This is a genomic window from Bacteroides sp. K03 (genome assembly GCF_019734355.1).
Lineage (GTDB): Bacteria > Bacteroidota > Bacteroidia > Bacteroidales > Bacteroidaceae > Bacteroides > Bacteroides nordii.
In genome coordinates this window covers 42,823-59,673 of sequence record NZ_JAASHC010000026.1, presented here as the reverse complement: position 1 = coordinate 59,673, position 16,851 = coordinate 42,823, and the positions used below count along the sequence as shown (strand labels likewise).

Annotated in this window: 14 protein-coding genes and 1 tRNA gene; 14 read left to right on the top strand and 1 reads right to left on the bottom strand. The window is 41.4% G+C overall.

The features are described 5' to 3' along the window. Nucleotides 1-96 precede the first annotated feature (96 nt). The 13 genes from HCG69_RS15870 to HCG69_RS15810 all read left to right on the top strand — a co-directional run bounded on the left by HCG69_RS15870 (nucleotide 97) and on the right by HCG69_RS15810 (nucleotide 14,908). A tRNA-Ser gene (locus tag HCG69_RS15870) sits at nucleotides 97-184 on the top strand. A 205-nt stretch (nucleotides 185-389) separates the two neighbouring features. Further along, nucleotides 390-2,687: a family 20 glycosylhydrolase gene (locus tag HCG69_RS15865; RefSeq protein WP_221650851.1), complete on the top strand. Its 2,298-nt coding sequence runs from the start codon at nucleotides 390-392 to the stop codon at nucleotides 2,685-2,687. Nucleotides 2,688-2,924: 237 nt separating this feature from the next. After that, a complete protein-coding gene (locus HCG69_RS15860) occupies nucleotides 2,925-3,461 on the top strand; it encodes an RNA polymerase sigma factor (protein WP_221650850.1) in 537 nt (178 codons plus the stop codon). 4 nt (nucleotides 3,462-3,465) lie between these two features. After that, nucleotides 3,466-3,831, top strand: coding sequence for a hypothetical protein (locus HCG69_RS15855; RefSeq protein WP_221650849.1), 366 nt, complete (start codon nucleotides 3,466-3,468; stop codon nucleotides 3,829-3,831). Nucleotides 3,832-3,858: 27 nt separating this feature from the next. After that, entirely contained in the window at nucleotides 3,859-4,404 is a 546-nt protein-coding gene (locus HCG69_RS15850) for a hypothetical protein (protein WP_221650848.1), read from the top strand. Between the two features lie 254 nt (nucleotides 4,405-4,658). Then, nucleotides 4,659-5,018, top strand: a complete 360-nt coding sequence (locus tag HCG69_RS15845) for a DUF488 domain-containing protein (protein WP_221650847.1) — start codon at nucleotides 4,659-4,661, stop codon at nucleotides 5,016-5,018. A gap of 148 nt (nucleotides 5,019-5,166) precedes the next feature. Beyond that, nucleotides 5,167-7,428, top strand: coding sequence for a GH92 family glycosyl hydrolase (locus tag HCG69_RS15840; protein ID WP_221650846.1), 2,262 nt, complete (start codon nucleotides 5,167-5,169; stop codon nucleotides 7,426-7,428). A 169-nt stretch (nucleotides 7,429-7,597) separates the two neighbouring features. Then, nucleotides 7,598-8,830 carry a Cof-type HAD-IIB family hydrolase gene (locus HCG69_RS15835; protein ID WP_221650845.1) on the top strand — a complete coding sequence of 411 codons (1,233 nt, stop codon included), beginning with the start codon at nucleotides 7,598-7,600 and terminating at the stop codon, nucleotides 8,828-8,830. Then, entirely contained in the window at nucleotides 8,827-9,948 is a 1,122-nt protein-coding gene (locus HCG69_RS15830) for an isochorismate synthase (protein ID WP_221650844.1), read from the top strand. The genes HCG69_RS15835 and HCG69_RS15830 overlap by 4 nt, the downstream gene beginning before the upstream one ends. A gap of 97 nt (nucleotides 9,949-10,045) precedes the next feature. Then, nucleotides 10,046-11,740 (top strand): 2-succinyl-5-enolpyruvyl-6-hydroxy-3-cyclohexene-1-carboxylic-acid synthase, encoded by a 1,695-nt coding sequence (gene menD / locus HCG69_RS15825; protein WP_221650843.1) that lies wholly within the window; start codon nucleotides 10,046-10,048, stop codon nucleotides 11,738-11,740. A 181-nt stretch (nucleotides 11,741-11,921) separates the two neighbouring features. Beyond that, on the top strand, nucleotides 11,922-12,743 hold the full coding sequence (gene menB, locus HCG69_RS15820) for a 1,4-dihydroxy-2-naphthoyl-CoA synthase (protein WP_221650842.1): 822 nt from the start codon (nucleotides 11,922-11,924) through the stop codon (nucleotides 12,741-12,743). Between the two features lie 34 nt (nucleotides 12,744-12,777). Beyond that, nucleotides 12,778-13,803 (top strand): o-succinylbenzoate synthase, encoded by a 1,026-nt coding sequence (locus HCG69_RS15815; protein WP_221650841.1) that lies wholly within the window; start codon nucleotides 12,778-12,780, stop codon nucleotides 13,801-13,803. A 13-nt stretch (nucleotides 13,804-13,816) separates the two neighbouring features. Next, nucleotides 13,817-14,908 (top strand): AMP-binding protein, encoded by a 1,092-nt coding sequence (locus tag HCG69_RS15810; RefSeq protein ID WP_221650840.1) that lies wholly within the window; start codon nucleotides 13,817-13,819, stop codon nucleotides 14,906-14,908. A gap of 12 nt (nucleotides 14,909-14,920) precedes the next feature. Here the strand turns inward: HCG69_RS15810 and HCG69_RS15805 are convergent, their stop codons facing one another. Further along, nucleotides 14,921-15,517, bottom strand: a complete 597-nt coding sequence (locus HCG69_RS15805; RefSeq protein ID WP_221650839.1) for an RNA polymerase sigma-70 factor — start codon at nucleotides 15,515-15,517, stop codon at nucleotides 14,921-14,923. A gap of 156 nt (nucleotides 15,518-15,673) precedes the next feature. On the opposite strand from HCG69_RS15805, the gene HCG69_RS15800 reads away from it, so the two are divergent. Beyond that, nucleotides 15,674-16,663 (top strand): FecR family protein, encoded by a 990-nt coding sequence (locus HCG69_RS15800; RefSeq protein WP_221650860.1) that lies wholly within the window; start codon nucleotides 15,674-15,676, stop codon nucleotides 16,661-16,663. Nucleotides 16,664-16,851: the final 188 nt, after the last annotated feature.

The window sequence follows — 16,851 nt, the reverse complement described above, 5'->3', positions numbered from 1 at the left end:
AGAGGATGAAAACTCTCCGGTAGTTGAAACTAAAATAAGGAGTTTTTGTTGCAAAGTTCAAAAATAACCATTACTTTTGCCGCCCGAAACCTAGAAGGAGAGGTGCTCGAGTGGTTGAAGAGGCACGCCTGGAAAGCGTGTATACCCCTAAAGGGTATCACGAGTTCGAATCTCGTTCTCTCCGCAACAAATGAAGCCCTGCATACATAATTGTATTGCAGGGCTTCCATTTATTGTAATATTTGCTATCCGGATTAGTATTTTGCCCTTCTCAGTTGTATTAATTAAAACGCAGATTAACTCAGATTGATTAATTTAATTAATCCCAAACGGATAAATCAGCATTATACAAAATAATTTTGCAACATTACTTATTAAAAATAGCCTTTATGTTTAAGAAACTTTGCTTCTCTTTGCTAGCCATGTCAGTATGCATCCTTTCTTCTTGTTCAGATTCGTCTGTCAGACAAGAGGTTGCTGTGCTTCCCACACCCGTTCAGTTAACAACACAATCCGGTGCATTTGTATTGAAGAACGAACTAAAGATTGGTGTTTCCGATAAATCATTGTTGCCAGCTGCGGAGTATTTGCAAACTATATTGCAAAATGCAGTGACCTCTACTACGGAAGCAGGTGAACAGTCTGCTGATATTTTTTTGAAATTGACCGATGCAAAGGAGAAAGAGGGCGCGTATAAGCTGAATATCACTTCCGGTAACATTGTAGTGGAAGCTGCTGATTATTCCGGTATCATTTCCGCTATTTCTACTATTCGTCAATTGCTACCCGCCACCATTGAACAGCCTTCTCAGGGTGCTTCTTATTCTATCCCCGCCGTCAAGGTAGAAGATGCGCCGCGTCTGGCATGGCGCGGGATGATGCTCGATGCTTCACGTCACTTCTGGAGCAAGCAGGAGGTGAAGCATGTGCTCGATATGATGGCTCTTTACAAATTGAATAAATTTCATTGGCATCTTACCGATGATCAGGGATGGCGTATTGAAATCAAACAATATCCGTTACTTACCGCAAAAGGAGCATGGCGCAAATTTAACTCTCATGACAGAGAGTGCATGCGCCGTATGGTAGAAGAAGATAATATGGATTTCCGGATTCCTGAAGATAAGATGGAAATCGTAGAAGGAGATACCTTGTATGGCGGATATTATACACAGGATGACATTAAAGAGATTGTGGCTTATGCTGCTCAGCGTGGTATTGATGTAATACCGGAGATTGATATGCCGGGACACTTCCTGGCAGCTATTAATCAATATCCGGAGATTGCCTGTACGGGGCTGATTGGCTGGGGAAGTGTGTTCTCATCTCCCATTTGTCCGGGAAAGGAATCTACTTTGGAGTTCTGTAAGAATGTTTATAAAGAAGTGTTTCAGCTCTTTCCTTATAAATATGTACATATGGGAGGCGATGAGGTAGATATGACCAACTGGAAGAAGTGTGCTGATTGTCAGCGCCGCATGAAGCACGAGGGGATACAGTCAGAAAATGGATTACAGGCGTGGTTTGTGCGCCAAATGGAGAAATTCTTCACGGAGAACGGAAAGAAGTTTATTGGCTGGGACGAAGTTATTTCAGATGGCCTTTCTGACAATGCTACTATTATGTGGTGGAGAAGCTGGGCGCCTAAAGCCATTCCCACTGCTACTGCCGAAGGCAAGCAGGTGATTAATACGGAGAATAATTATTTCTATTTTGATTATCTGCAGGATAAAACGACACTATCTAAGTTATTGGCTTATGATCCCATACCCGCAGAACTTACTCCCGAGCAGCAAAAATTGGTATTGGGTGTACAAGCCAATTTCTGGTGTGAATGGATTCCTTCTATGAAGCGTCTGGAATATATGATGATGCCGCGTTTGCTTGCACTGAGCGAAATAGCCTGGGTAGAACCCTCTGCCAAACCTAATATAGATGACTTTTACAAAGCCCTTATTCCTCAGTTTAAACGGCTGGATGCTATGAATGTTAATTATCGTATCCCCGATTTGGAAGGCTTTTATAATACGAATGCTTTTGTGGATGAGGCCACTCTGAATATCAAATGTCCGCTTCCTGATGCTGAAGTACGTTATACTACGGATGGTAAATTCCCGACAAAGGCATCTCAACTGTACGAAGGGCCGCTGAAGGTGACAGAAACCACAGAGTTTACCTTGCGCACATTCCGTCCTGATGGTTCGGCTTGTGATATGGTGAAAACCAAGTTTGTGAAAGCTCCTTATGCAGAGGCAGATGGTACGGCAGCTGTTTCAGGAGACGGTTTGAATGTTGTATGGCATGATTTTAAGGGAGAGAAATGTGCTGATATTGATGCTGCTCCGGTGAAGGGTACATATGTGGTTGAAACGGTGTCTATCCCTGAGGGAGTGAAAGGAGATATCGGACTGGTATTGAAAGGGTACTTGCAGGTTCCGGTCGATGGAATATGTACATTGGCTTTGCTTTCGGATGATGGCAGTACGCTGATGATTGATGGAGAACAGCTCATCGATAATGACGGACCTCATTCACCACGTGAAGTGATAGCTCAGGTGGCTTTGAAGGAGGGACTTCATCCGATTGAAATTCGTTACTTCGATAATAATGGTGGTACGCTGGAGATGTCTTTAATCAATGAAAAAGGAGAAAAACAAATACTTGGTAAAGATTGGTTGAAGCATTGAGAAAGTATTATATATATCGCTACAGAACATAGGGCTCCACAGAGTGCAATTTTTTGATTTCTAACAAAAAAGCTCTGTGCCACTCTGTGGTGAGTTCAATTCAAAAGAGGGAAGTCCTGTTATATTTAAAAATATAGCGGGACTTCTCCCTTTTTTGTTAATGAACATGAAAAAGAATCCTTCCGGTTTAACTTTCCCCTTAATCTGAGTTCTAATCTATAAAGCCCAGAAGAACAGATGATAAACGAAAATAAAATCAGGGAGACTTGTGCTTCCAATCCTGAAAAAGGATTCAGAATGCTGGTAGACAGTTTTCAGGAACCTATATACTGGCACATACGGCGTCTTGTTGTGTCCCATGAAGATGCGGAAGATATTATTCAGGAAGTCTTTATCCGTATTTTCCGGCATTTAGAACAGTTTCGTGAGGAGAGTTCGCTTATTACCTGGATTTATAAGATAGCTACTAACGAGAGCCTTCGTTTTTTGAAAACCCGTAAAGCAGAGGTTATTTCTGCCGAAGAGCTACAAGAAGAATTGCTCGATAAACTGAAAACTTCCGATTACGTAGACTATGAAAATGAGTTGGCTGTGAAGTTTCAGACAGCTATCCTGAAATTACCGGAAAAGCAGCGGGTGGTGTTTAACCTCCGTTATTATGATGAACTTGACTACGAGACTATCAGTCAGATAACGGGTGACCGTGCCGAGACACTCAAGGTGAATTATCACTATGCGAAGGAAAGAATAAAGGAATATATTGTTAATAGTTAGAGTTATGAACAGAGAATTTGATTTTGATGACATTGGGAAGCGGATGCCTTATAAAACGCCTGAATCTTTCTTTGAAGACAACCGGCGCAGGATATTAAAGCATACGTGTGGAGAGGAGCGTCGTGTGAAGAATAGGTTGCATATTATCATTCCGACTGTATTGGCCGCCGCTGCGCTATTGGCCGGATTGTTATTCATGCCACTGAATCCGGGGGGAAATGAAGTACCTGCCACATCACCTACTCTTGTGCTGATGGCGGGAACAGAGTCTGCTAACTCGGATGCGATGGATCATTTTATAGAGAGTCTGTCGGATGAGGAACTACAGGAGCTTGCCGAACTATCGGAAACTGATATATTTTTATTTTAATAGATAATTTAAAAAGAAGGAGAACAAATGATGAAAACAAGAATTATTTTTATGCTTTTGGCTGTTGTTGCTATGTGTAACCAGTCTGCTTTTGCACAAGAGAAAAAACGTCCGGATAGAGAACAGATTCAAGCCATGCAATGTAATCAGGTAGTGAAAGCTTTGATGCTCGATGATGCTACTGCTGCTAAATTCGTTCCTGTGTATCAGAAATATCTGAAGGAGTTGAGTGAGGTACGTATGGAGAATGCCCGCAAACCCAAAGTGAAGGATGCGGCTGCTACACAGTCGGCTCCAAAGGCTATCCCTACGGATGCGGAAGTAGAAAAAGCGATTAAAGATCGTTTTACACAGAGCCGTAAGTTGCTGGATATACGTGAGAAGTATTATAATGAATTTCGCAAGATACTTTCTCCTAAACAGATAATGAAGATTTATCAATTAGAGAAAGGGAATGCACATAAATTTCAGAAAGAATGGAAAAAACGCCAGGGACAAAAACAGGGACAACGGCCGGAAGCAAAGAAGGGTAATATGCATCGTGGCAACAACAATGTGAAGTCGCAGAAATAAGCTCTATTTGTGATGAATAACAAGAATGTACACTTTTGTCTGTCAAGAGTGTACATTTTTGCTATATATAAGTGTACATTCTTGTATGACAAAAGTGTACATTCTTTTATCTGTTGATTATCAATGTGTTATATCTTTGGTTTGAGACGCGTATAGCTTTGCTTTTATTGCATGTAGGCAAGGCGTAGTCTCCAAACAGGATGAACCATTTCTTTATTTATTGGTTCATTCAGTATAATATAAAGTATCAATTTATGACTCAGATAAAAATTAAGCGAGTATATGAAGAGCCTGCCGATACAGATGGATATCGCGTTTTGGTAGATCGCCTTTGGCCTCGGGGGATGAAAAAAGAGTATTTGAAATACGATGTCTGGGAGAAAGACATTACTCCTTCTCCGGATTTGCGTAAATGGTTTCACGGAGATATTGCCGGACATTGGAAAGAGTTTGCAGCAATGTATGAAAAGGAACTGGAGGGCTCTGCTGCCGTAAAGGAGTTTCTTACAAAAATAGCATCTTATAAAGTTGTTACTTTACTGTATGCTTCCAAAGAACCTGTATATAATCATGCTCGTATTTTACAACAATATTTAGAGACACACCTTAAGTAATAGTTACTTATTATCGTTTTTTTGCTATTTTTGCCCTTCGGGGCGTTAGTGTTTTTTGCTTTTCAGTTGTATTATATACTGTAAGAGGCCACGCTTTTGTCTTCTTAAAACTAATATGTATTGAAACATTTCAAAAAAACGAATAGATATGAAACTTATTTCTGCACTAATCGGATGCTCTTTGTTACTGGGAATGGCCGCTTGTACTCAGACATCTACATCGCAAGACTACACGGATTTTGTAAATCCCTTTATCGGTACCGGAGGACACGGACACACTTATCCGGGAGCGGTGGTTCCCAATGGCATGATTCAACCGAGTCCGGATACACGTATTTATCAGTGGGATGCCTGTTCGGGCTATTATTACAATGATTCTACCATCAATGGATTTTCGCATACTCATCTTAGCGGTACGGGTTGTGGCGATTATGGTGATGTACTACTGATGCCTACTGTTGGCAAACAGGATTATCACGCTATGGGTTCGGAAAGCCAGCAGATGGCCTATGCATCGGCTTTCTCACATCAGAATGAAACGGCTCAACCGGGGTATTATTCTGTAGTGCTGGACCGGTACAATGTGAAAGCCGAACTTACGGCAACTAAACGCGCAGCCATTCATCGTTATACTTTTCCACAATCTGATGAATCGGGTTTTATTCTCGATTTAGACTATAGCCTGCAACGCCAGAAGAATGAAGAAATGGAGTTGGAGGTAATCAGCGATACGGAAATATGCGGACGTAAGAAAACGGTTTACTGGGCTTTTGATCAGTATATCAATTTCTATGCAAAATTCTCTAAACCATTTACCTATACAATGGTGACTGATTCTATGGTGCTCGACGAAGGTGGCCCTTTACTGCCTACTGCTAAAGTTTTGCTGCACTTTAATACCAAAGCCGGTGAAGAGGTGTATGTGAAAGTGGGTATCTCGGCTGTTGATGTAGAGGGGGCGCGCAAGAATGTAGAAGCTGAGATTCCCGAATGGGATTTTAATGGTGTTCGTAAGGCAGCCCGTGCTTCCTGGAATAACTATCTTGCAAAGATAGATATTGATACCGATAATAAGGATCAGAAAACGATGTTCTATACCGCTCTTTATCATACCGGTATGCAGCCCAACCTCTTCACTGATGTAGACGGCCGTTATCTGGGTATGGATCTGAAAGCTCATCAGGGCAGTGTAAACGAACCGATGTATACTGTATTTTCTTTGTGGGATACGTTCCGTGCTTATCATCCGTTGATGACCATTATTGATCCCGATTTGAACGAAGCATTCATCCGATCTCTTATCCAAAAGCAACGTGAAGGTGGCGTATTCCCTATGTGGGAGTTGGCTGGTAACTATACCGGTACGATGATTGGTTATCATGCAGTGCCTGTCATTGTGGATGCTTATATGAAAGGATATCATAACTTTGATGTAAATGAGGCTTATAAAGCCTGTTTACGTGTGGCTGAGTATGATACGGCAGGGATTAAGTGTCCTCCGTTGGTACTGCCTCACCTGATGCCGCAGGCCAAATACTGGAAGAATAAAATTGGGTATGTACCTTGCGATAAAGACAATGAGGCTGTGGCTAAGGCATTGGAATACGCTTACAACGACTGGTGTATCTCTGCATTTGCCGAGAGCCTTGGAGATGCTGCCAATCATGAGAAATATGCCAAATTTGCCGAAGGATACAAAACCTATTTTGATCCGTCCACACGTTTTATGCGCGGACTTGACAGTAAGGGCAATTGGCGTACACCGTTTAATCCCCGCTCTTCTACACACCGCAACGATGATTATTGTGAAGGAACAGCCTGGCAGTGGACCTGGTTCGTACCTCACCAGATTGACGGATTGGTTGAACTGATGGGGGGCCGCGAAGGCTTCATCAGCAAACTCGATTCATTGTTTACAGTAAGTTCTGTTTTGGAAGGTGAAAATACTTCAGCTGATATCTCCGGCCTGATCGGGCAATATGCTCATGGCAATGAGCCCAGTCACCACATTATTCATATGTATAACTACGTAGGTCAGCCTTATAGAACGCAGGAACTTGTAGACAGCGTATTGCAAACGTTGTATTTCAATGATCCGGATGGCCTTTCGGGCAATGAAGACTGTGGACAGATGTCTGCATGGTATATACTCAATGCGATGGGGTTCTACCAGGTATGTCCCGGGAAACCAGTGTATTCTATCGGTCGCCCTCTTTTCAACAAAGCTACGGTGAATTTGAAAGATGGTAAGAAATTTACGGTTATAGCTAAAAACAATAGTCGTGAGAATAAGTACATTCAGTCTATCGTGTTGAATGGAAAACCGCTGGATGAACCTTTCTTTACACATCAGGATATTGTAGATGGTGGCACATTAGAATTAACAATGGGGAAGGTAATTAAAAAATAAAAATTAAGAAATAAAAGAAGGGCTGCGCTGTAGGTTGAGAGAACAACTACAGTGCAGCCCTTTTTTCCTTCCCTCTCTTTCCCATTAATTTTTAATTTTCAACTTTCAACTTTCAATTTTCAATTAAATAATCCTACCTTTGCTGTCGGAACCCCAAAACCAATAAGTTATGAAGTATAAATTATTAGTTCTTGATGTAGACGGAACGTTGCTCAATAGTGAAAAGGAAATCAGTAAACGTACCCTTGCTGCTTTATTGAAAGTGCAGCAGATGGGAGTACGTATCGTATTGGCTTCCGGCAGACCTACATATGGCCTGATGCCCCTTGCCATGAAGCTGGAACTTGGAAACTATGGAGGCTTTATTCTGTCTTATAATGGTGGGCAGATTATCAATGCGCAAAATGGTGAACTCCTGTTTGAGCGTAGGATAAACCCTGAGATGTTGCCTTATCTGGAAAAGAAAGCCCGTAAAAACGGTTTCGCTATCTTTACTTATCATGACGACACTATTATTACCGATTCACCCGAAAATGAACACATACGCCAGGAAGCTGAGCTTAATGGCCTGAAGATAATCCCGGAAACGGAATTTTCAATTGCAGTAGACTTTGCTCCCTGCAAATGTATGCTTGTCAGTGATGATGAAGAAGCCCTTGTGGGACTTGAAGAGCACTGGCGCAAACGACTGAACGGTGCGTTGGACGTATTCCGTTCCGAACCCTACTTCCTCGAAGTAGTTCCTTGTTCTATCGATAAAGCGAACACATTGGGAGCTTTGCTCGAAACACTGAATATCAGTTCAGAAGAAGTTATCGCTATTGGTGATGGCGTTTGCGATGTTTCCATGATACAGTCTGCCGGATTGGGGATTGCTATGGGTAATGCGCAGGATTCAGTAAAGGTATGTGCTGATAGAATCACCGCTTCTAATGATGAGGATGGGGTAGCGATAGCTGTGGAACAAGCAATTCTTTCAGAAATACGTCCGGCAGAAGTTCCTTTGGACGAACTGAATCAACGGGCTCGTCATGCTTTGATGGGAAACCTGGGTATTCAATATACTTATGCCTCTGAGGATAGGGTAGAAGCTACTATGCCGGTAGACGAACGTACCCGTCAGCCATTCGGTATCCTCCATGGAGGGGCAACGCTGGCGCTGGCCGAAACAGTGGCAGGACTCGGTTCGATGATACTCTGTAAACCCGACGAAATAGTAGTGGGTATGCAAGTCAGTGGAAATCATATATCCTCTGCTCACGAAGGAGATACGGTGAGAGCTGTGGGAACGATTGTTCATAAAGGACGCTCTTCGCATGTGTGGAATGTAGATGTATTTACGTCTACAGCCAAGTTGGTGTCTTCAATACGGGTGGTAAATAGTGTATTGAAAAAGGGATGATTAGCACAGGAGAACAGGAAGCCTATATCCTCGTGGATCGTTTTATTGAGACTGGAGTACCTTTTGCCATGTATCGCATACCGGGAGAGAAGGTTATCCATTTGATGGTACAACTAAAAAGTGAAGTAAGTCTGTTTAATGATATAGAAGAGTTGAATGGACGGAGTGGCTTTGTGATAGCCCCTTTTCGGATAGGTAAGAATACACCGATTGTGTTGCTGAGGCCGGATGAAATATGTGAAATAGAGTTTGACTCAACGAAAGAATGTTCGGATGACATAAAGCCGGATTATTATAGTCCGGTAGCGGAACGGACGCCAAAGTCTGTTCATTATGCACCATTTACGGACAAATATGCCGATTGTTTTGATATCTTCATCAAGGCATTGCGTCAAAAGCAGTTCGATAAGTTGGTGCTTTCCCGTAATCAGAAACTGGACGTTCCATCGAAATTCTCACCGGCAGCTGCTTTCCATGAAGCTTGTAGGAGGTATCTGTATTCATATGTCTATTTATGCTATACTCCGCAGACCGGGGCGTGGCTGGGCAGTACTCCGGAGATTATTCTTGCAGGAGAAAAAAATGAATGGGGCACGGTAGCGCTGGCTGGTACACAATCTCTTCAGAATGGAAAGTTACCGCAGGAATGGGATGATAAGAATCGGGAAGAACAGGAGTATGTTGCTTCGTATATTCGGAGTCAGCTTCTTGCTTTTAATGTCCAACCCGAGGAATCCGGTCCTTATCCGGCATTTGCCGGGGCACTGTCTCATTTAAAGACTGATTTCCATTTCTCATTGCCAGATAGCAATAGACTGGGAGATCTGCTTAAACTATTGCATCCCACACCAGCCGTTTGCGGACTTCCCAAAGAAAAGGCATATCAGTTTATTCAGGATAATGAGAAGTACGACCGCCGGTATTACTCTGGTTTCATTGGTACATTGAATCCCGGTGGAAAGACTGATTTGTATGTTAATTTGCGTTGTATGAATATAAGCTCAGAACAATTGACTCTCTATGCCGGTGGCGGATTACTCGCTTCTTCCGAATTGGAGGACGAATGGCTGGAGACGGAAAAGAAAATGCAAACAATGCTTAATCTAATTGACAGTTGACAGTTGACAATTGACAGTGGGCTGCGCTATGATACTGCATAGCAACTGTCAATTGTCAATTGTCAACTGTCAATTAAACAACTTTCAACTAAATAAAGTGTATACAGATAAGAAGAATATTCTCCAATTGGTGGCGTTGCTCGAAGCACATGGAGTGACGAAGATCGTATTGTGTCCGGGGAGTCGTAATATTCCCCTTGTTCATACCCTGTCCACCCATCCTTCCTTTAAGTGTTATTCTGTAACGGACGAGCGTAGTGCCGGTTTTTTCGCTATTGGGTTAGCTCTGAATGGTGGAGCGCCTGCTGCCGTATGTTGTACTTCCGGTACAGCTTTGCTCAATCTGCATCCGGCTGTAGCCGAAGCTTTTTATCAGAATGTTCCTTTGGTTGTCATCTCTGCCGACAGACCTGCTGCCTGGATAGGGCAGATGGATGGACAGACTTTACCACAACCGGGTGTTTTTGGCACGTTGGTGAAGAAATCAGTTAACCTTCCGGAAATCTATACGGATGAAGATGAGTGGTATTGTAATCGTCTGGTTAACGAAGCATTGCTGGAGACACATCATCATGGCAAAGGACCGGTACATATTAATGTCCCTGTCACTGAACCGATATTCCGTTTCACTACTGAGACACTTCCTGAAGTACGTGTTATCACCCGTTATCAGGGTTTGAATATTTATGACCGGGATTATAACGATCTTATCCAACGGCTCAATCAATATCAAAAGCGTATGATTATTGTCGGACAGATGAATCTGATTTATTTGTTCGAAAAGAAATATTCCAAACTGCTTTACAAGCATTTTGCCTGGCTGACAGAGCATATTGGAAACCAGACTATTCCCGGTATTCCTGTGAAGAACTTCGATGTGGCACTTTATGCTATGGACGAAGAGACGCAAGAAAAAATGGTGCCGGAGTTGTTGATTACTTATGGCGGACACGTTGTATCCAAGCGTTTAAAGAAATTTTTGCGGAATAATCCTCCGAAGGAACATTGGCATGTTTCTCCTGATGGAGAGATAGTGGACCTTTATGGTTCATTGACAACAGTGATAGAAATGGACCCTTTTGAATTTCTTGAAAAGATTGCATTTTTACTTGAAAACAAAACGCCTCAATATCCTTTGCTGTGGGAAAACTTCTGTAAGGCATTGCCACAACCCGAGTTACCTTACTCGGAAATGTCTGCAATCGGAGCATTGATAAAAGCATTGCCTGAACAGTGCGCTCTTCATCTGGCTAATAGCTCGACTGTGCGTTATGCCCAGTTGTTCACGATCCCTGCAACGGTAGAAGTTTGTTGTAATCGGGGGACGAGTGGTATTGAAGGTTCCTTATCCACCGCTGTTGGCTATGCTGCAGCCTCTGACAAGTTAAACTTTGTGGTCATTGGCGATCTTAGCTTTTTCTACGATATGAATGCTTTGTGGAATGGAAATTTTGGTGCGAATCTGCGTATTCTTTTGTTGAATAATGGAGGAGGAGAAATTTTCCATACGTTGCCGGGATTGGAAATGTCGGGTACATCGCACAAATTTATTACTGCTGTTCATAAGACATCTGCCAAAGGATGGGCGGAAGACCGCGGTTTCCTTTATCAGAAAGTGGAGGATGAGGTGCAACTAGAAGAAGCAATGCAATTGTTTACACAACCGGAGCCTATGACGCAACCGGTATTGGTAGAGGTCTTTACCAATAAGAATAAAGATGCAAGAATTCTGAAAGACTTCTATCATCAGGCTGCCGGACGCGAAAGTGCACCGAATAAAGAGAACAAATAAATAGTACTCAAATTTTATTCATAGTTATGGCAGCGTTTTATTGAAACGCAAATAATCGTATATTAGATGGTTTGCTGTATTTGAGGGACGATATTCTTTGCGTGAATTTGCGATAATCTGCGTTTCAATGATACGATCATTTAATTAGGATACAGTACTTAAATTTATAAAAAAGAAGAATATGTCAGAAAGAAAATGGGAAACAATCAAAGAATACGAAGATATTCTTTTTGATTACTATAACGGCATTGCCCGTATTACTATTAATCGCGAACGTTATCGTAACGCATTCACACCTACTACTACCGGCGAAATGAGTGATGCTATGCGTATTTGCCGTGAAGAAGCCTGTATCAGTGTAGTTGTGATTACTGGGGCAGGCGATAAAGCTTTTTGTAGCGGTGGCGATCAGAATGTAAAAGGTCGCGGAGGTTATATTGGAAAGGATGGGGTACCTCGTTTGAGTGTATTGGATGTACAGAAGCAAATTAGGAGCATCCCTAAACCTGTTATTGCTGCTGTAAATGGTTTTGCTATTGGTGGTGGACATGTGCTCCATGTGGTGTGTGATCTTAGTATTGCGTCAGAGAATGCTATCTTCGGACAGACAGGACCTCGTGTAGGTAGCTTCGATGCAGGCTTTGGGTCCTCATATCTTGCCCGCGTGGTAGGACAGAAAAAGGCACGTGAAATCTGGTTCCTTTGCCGTAAGTATAATGCACAGGAAGCACTTGATATGGGATTGGTGAATAAAGTGGTACCTTTAGAGCAGCTTGAAGATGAATATGTTCAGTGGGCAGAAGAGATGATGCAGCTCAGTCCGCTTGCTCTTCGTATGATTAAAGCCGGATTGAATGCCGAGCTCGACGGACAGGCAGGTATTCAGGAGTTGGCGGGTGATGCAACAATGCTGTATTATATGACTGATGAGGCTCAGGAAGGAAAAAATGCTTTTCTTGAAAAGCGTAAACCTGATTTTAAACAATATCCCAAATTGCCATAATAAAGAAGATTGGTTTTCTTTAAGAGTAAATGCTATGTACGATATAAAGATTCATCCTCATAAGCTTTATTTTAAGCAGCCGGCAGGTACATCACGAGGTACTTACGTTACCCGTGATGTATGGTATCTACATCTTACTTCTGATATATATCCCGATAGGGTAGGTATTGGTGAGTGTGCTCCGCTTCCTAAACTGAGTTGTGATGATATCCCTGATTATGAATCTGTTTTATCCCGAATCTGTAACCGTGTAGTTACCGAAGGGACTTTTTCGGTGGAAGAACTTCGGGAGTATCCTTCTATTCTCTTTGGACTTGAAACAGCTTTCCGTCATCTGGAGGCAGGGAGTTTTGCACTTTGGAATACGCCTTTTTCACGTGAAGAAGCCGGAATTCCTATTAATGGTCTTATCTGGATGGGCGATTACAAAAAAATGCTTGAACAGATTGAAATGAAGATGCAAACAGGATTCCGTTGTATCAAATTAAAAATAGGTGCTATCAATTTTGAGGAAGAACTGACTTTATTACGTTTTATTCGTTCTCATTTCTCTGCAAAGGAAATTGAGCTTCGTGTGGATGCTAACGGTGCTTTTTCTCCGGTTGATGCAATGGATAAATTAAGCCGTTTGGCAGAGCTTGACCTACATTCCATAGAACAACCTATTCGTGCCGGACAATGGGAGGAAATGGCGCGTCTTACTGAGACCAGCCCTTTACCTATCGCATTGGATGAAGAGTTAATCGGAATCAATGCTTCAGAAAATAAGCGGCGTTTGCTTGAACAGATCCGGCCTCAGTATATTATCTTGAAACCATCTCTTCATGGAGGCATTGCCGGTGGTAACGAATGGATCCGTTTGGCTGAGGAGCTGACAATCGGCTGGTGGATAACTTCTGCTCTCGAATCTAATATTGGATTGAATGCCATTGCTCATTGGTGTGCTACATTTAATAATCCTTTGCCACAGGGACTTGGTACCGGTGCCTTGTTCACTAATAATATAGAGATGCCTCTTGAAGTAAGGAAAGATTGCTTGTGGTATTCTGTAACACGTTAATTATTGATTTGTCATGCAACTGAATAGATGTGAGCAGAGTTTGACATTAGAAGGCAAAAAGTACTCTCGGGAAGAAATAGCGCATCTGATTAGCAATGCTTCAGAAGCGACTTCTCCTTTTTTGCTTGATTTATATCATTTTCTTGCTGATTGGTTTAATGACTCCCCTTTTATAGAAGTCCATACTTCCGGGTCTACCGGGACGCCCAAAGTGCTAATGGTTCGTAAAGAACAGATGATGCAAAGTGCCCGTTTGACTTGTGAGTTTTTGAATCTTCGTATAAATGATACTGTTTTACTCTGTATGCCTTTACAGTATATTGCTGGTAAAATGGTAGTGGTTCGTGCATTGGTGGCTGGTTTAAATCTTATATTACGTACTCCTTCCGGGCATCCGTTGGCCGATATAGATATGCCTCTCCGTTTTACTGCAATGGTTCCTTTGCAGGTTTTTAATACTTTGCAGGTACCACAAGAGAAAGAACGTCTTAGCCGCACAGATATACTTATTATAGGTGGAGGTGCTATTGATGTAGCTCTTGAGGCAGAGATACGTTCATTGCCCGGAGAAGTTTATTCTACTTATGGCATGACAGAAACACTTTCACACATTGCTTTACGCCGGTTAAATGGCATTTCTGCCTCTTTACATTATCAGCCATTTTCTTCAGTTGAGCTTTCATTATCTCCGGAAAATACATTAATAATAAAGGCACCCTTGGTTTGTGACGAAGTGTTGGTTACCAATGATGTGGCACAACTTTATCCGGATGGTAGTTTTATAATCATTGGAAGGAAGGATAATATAATTAACAGTGGCGGGATTAAGGTACAGGCAGAAGTAGTGGAGGGATTATTGAAACCTCTTATTACAGTTCCTTTTGCAATAACTTCCATTCCTGATTTAAAGTTGGGACAGGCGGTGGTACTTCTGTTGGAAGAAGGGGAGGATACTGATATGCTAAAAGAAAAGATTCATTCTATATTGCCCAAATATCAATGTCCCAGGCAAATTTTTACAGTTTCTCATCTTCCACTTACAGGTAGTGGAAAGATAGACCGTGCCAACTGTCGTTTGCTGGCTGAAAAGATGTTATGTTTATAGGCTTTTTCTGCCTTATAATGATCGGAAATAATATATGCAAATCAAGAGCGGTAAGTAGTCTTTTAATTCTATGCGTAAAATCTTTAGAGCCTGACCAATTCGGTAATTAACAGTCTGTGGAGAAACTTTCAATTTGAGTGCAATTTCTTTGTGAGTGAGATGGTATTTCCTGTTTAATTCATAAGCCTCCCGAAATTCGGCAGGTAGTTTTGCTAATGCTTTATCATAAAGTGAGAACAATTCATTCCCTAAATAAAAGTCAGGACTTATGAATTCTTTCTCATATTTATCGGCTATTTCTTGGTGGACTTTTCGTTTGATTTCATGATGGGTTATACGGTTTAAAGCCTTATTTTTCACTATGGTAAAAAGCAAGGTTTTTAGTGTAAGTTCTGCGATCAGGCTTAAACGGTTCTCCCACAGCCACATCATGGTGTCTTGTACGATTTCTTCTGATTCAATTAGGGAAACATATTGAGAACAAAACGCACACAACCCTCGAAAATAATAACGATATACCTCTTCAAAGACCTGTTCGTCACTGTCTCTCAATGCGGCAATTACGGTGCTATTATCATTTATATCTAAAGGTTTAGTAAAGTTCCCCATTTTTTCATTAAATATACAACAAACATACTTATAATTTTCTCATTCTCAAAATGAATCATTAAATAATATTTTTTTTTCTGTTTCATTTAGTATCTTTGTTCCCACAACTGTATTACCTACGACAATAGTATATATTAGGTATAAAGATTGAACATGATGGATGAAATGAAATTGCTGAGCTACTTCAATGGAGAGCTCAGTGAAGAGGAAGTTTTACAAGTAGAGACTTGGTCCAGAGCTTCTGTAGAAAACCGAAAGCTACTTGAACAAATATATTATACAGCATTTGTCGGGGATCGCGTTGCTGTGATGAATTCAGTTGATGTAGAAGGTTCTCTAAAGAAGTTAAAAGTCGCTATGAAGTCCAAAGAGAATGCAGTTAAGAAGCATCGGTCTATTGGATGGAGGCGTTATGCTGTTCCGTTAGCTGCTTTTCTCACTGGAATTGTATTTACTATCGGCTTTTCTTATTTGGCATTAAATAAAACGTCGAATTATATTGTGGCGACAACAGCCGGACAACGTGCACAGTTTGTGTTGCCGGATGGTTCTAAGGTGTGGTTGAATGCCTCTACTCAGTTAGCTTATAAATCTTCTTTATGGAGTCGGGAGCGCCAGGTTAATCTTACGGGTGAAGCCTATTTTGAGGTGGCACGTGATGAACATGCTCCTTTTATTGTAAAAAGCAAAAATATAAAAACGCAGGTATTGGGTACGAAGTTTAATGTGCGTGCTCGTGCTGCAGAAGAGAAGGTTGTTGCTACTTTGCTGAAAGGTTCTATTCGTGTTGATTTACCTCGGGAAAATAATGAAGGTTTCATTTTAAAACCAGGACAGATTCTTAATGTGAATACTTCGACTCTGCAGGCAGAGCTTACAGAATCTTCTTCGGCCCGGGATGTACTTTTATGGATACAAGGAAAACTTTCTTTTGAACAGGCTACCTGTTTAGAAATGACGCGATGTCTTGAACAGCACTTTGACGTTCATTTCTATTTTAAAGATGAACAATTAAAAAAAGAACGTTTTACCTGTGAGTTCCGTACGGATGATAATATAGAAGATATTCTCTCTGTATTATCATTAACCAAACGTTTTCAGTATAAAATAGACGGAAATAAGATATATTTATCTGCCGGGAAATAAAAACAGATAAATTATAGATACTCATCAATTAATAAATAGAGAGAGTGTATCAAAGGAGGGGTTGCATTACGTATGCGTCTTTTACCTTGATATGCTCTCTTTATTTATTTAAATTTATCTCTTACTTTATGGCCTTTTTAGGCTATCTGAAGCTTTAAGATTCTTCTTTTTCTTTTTTCTTTTAAATT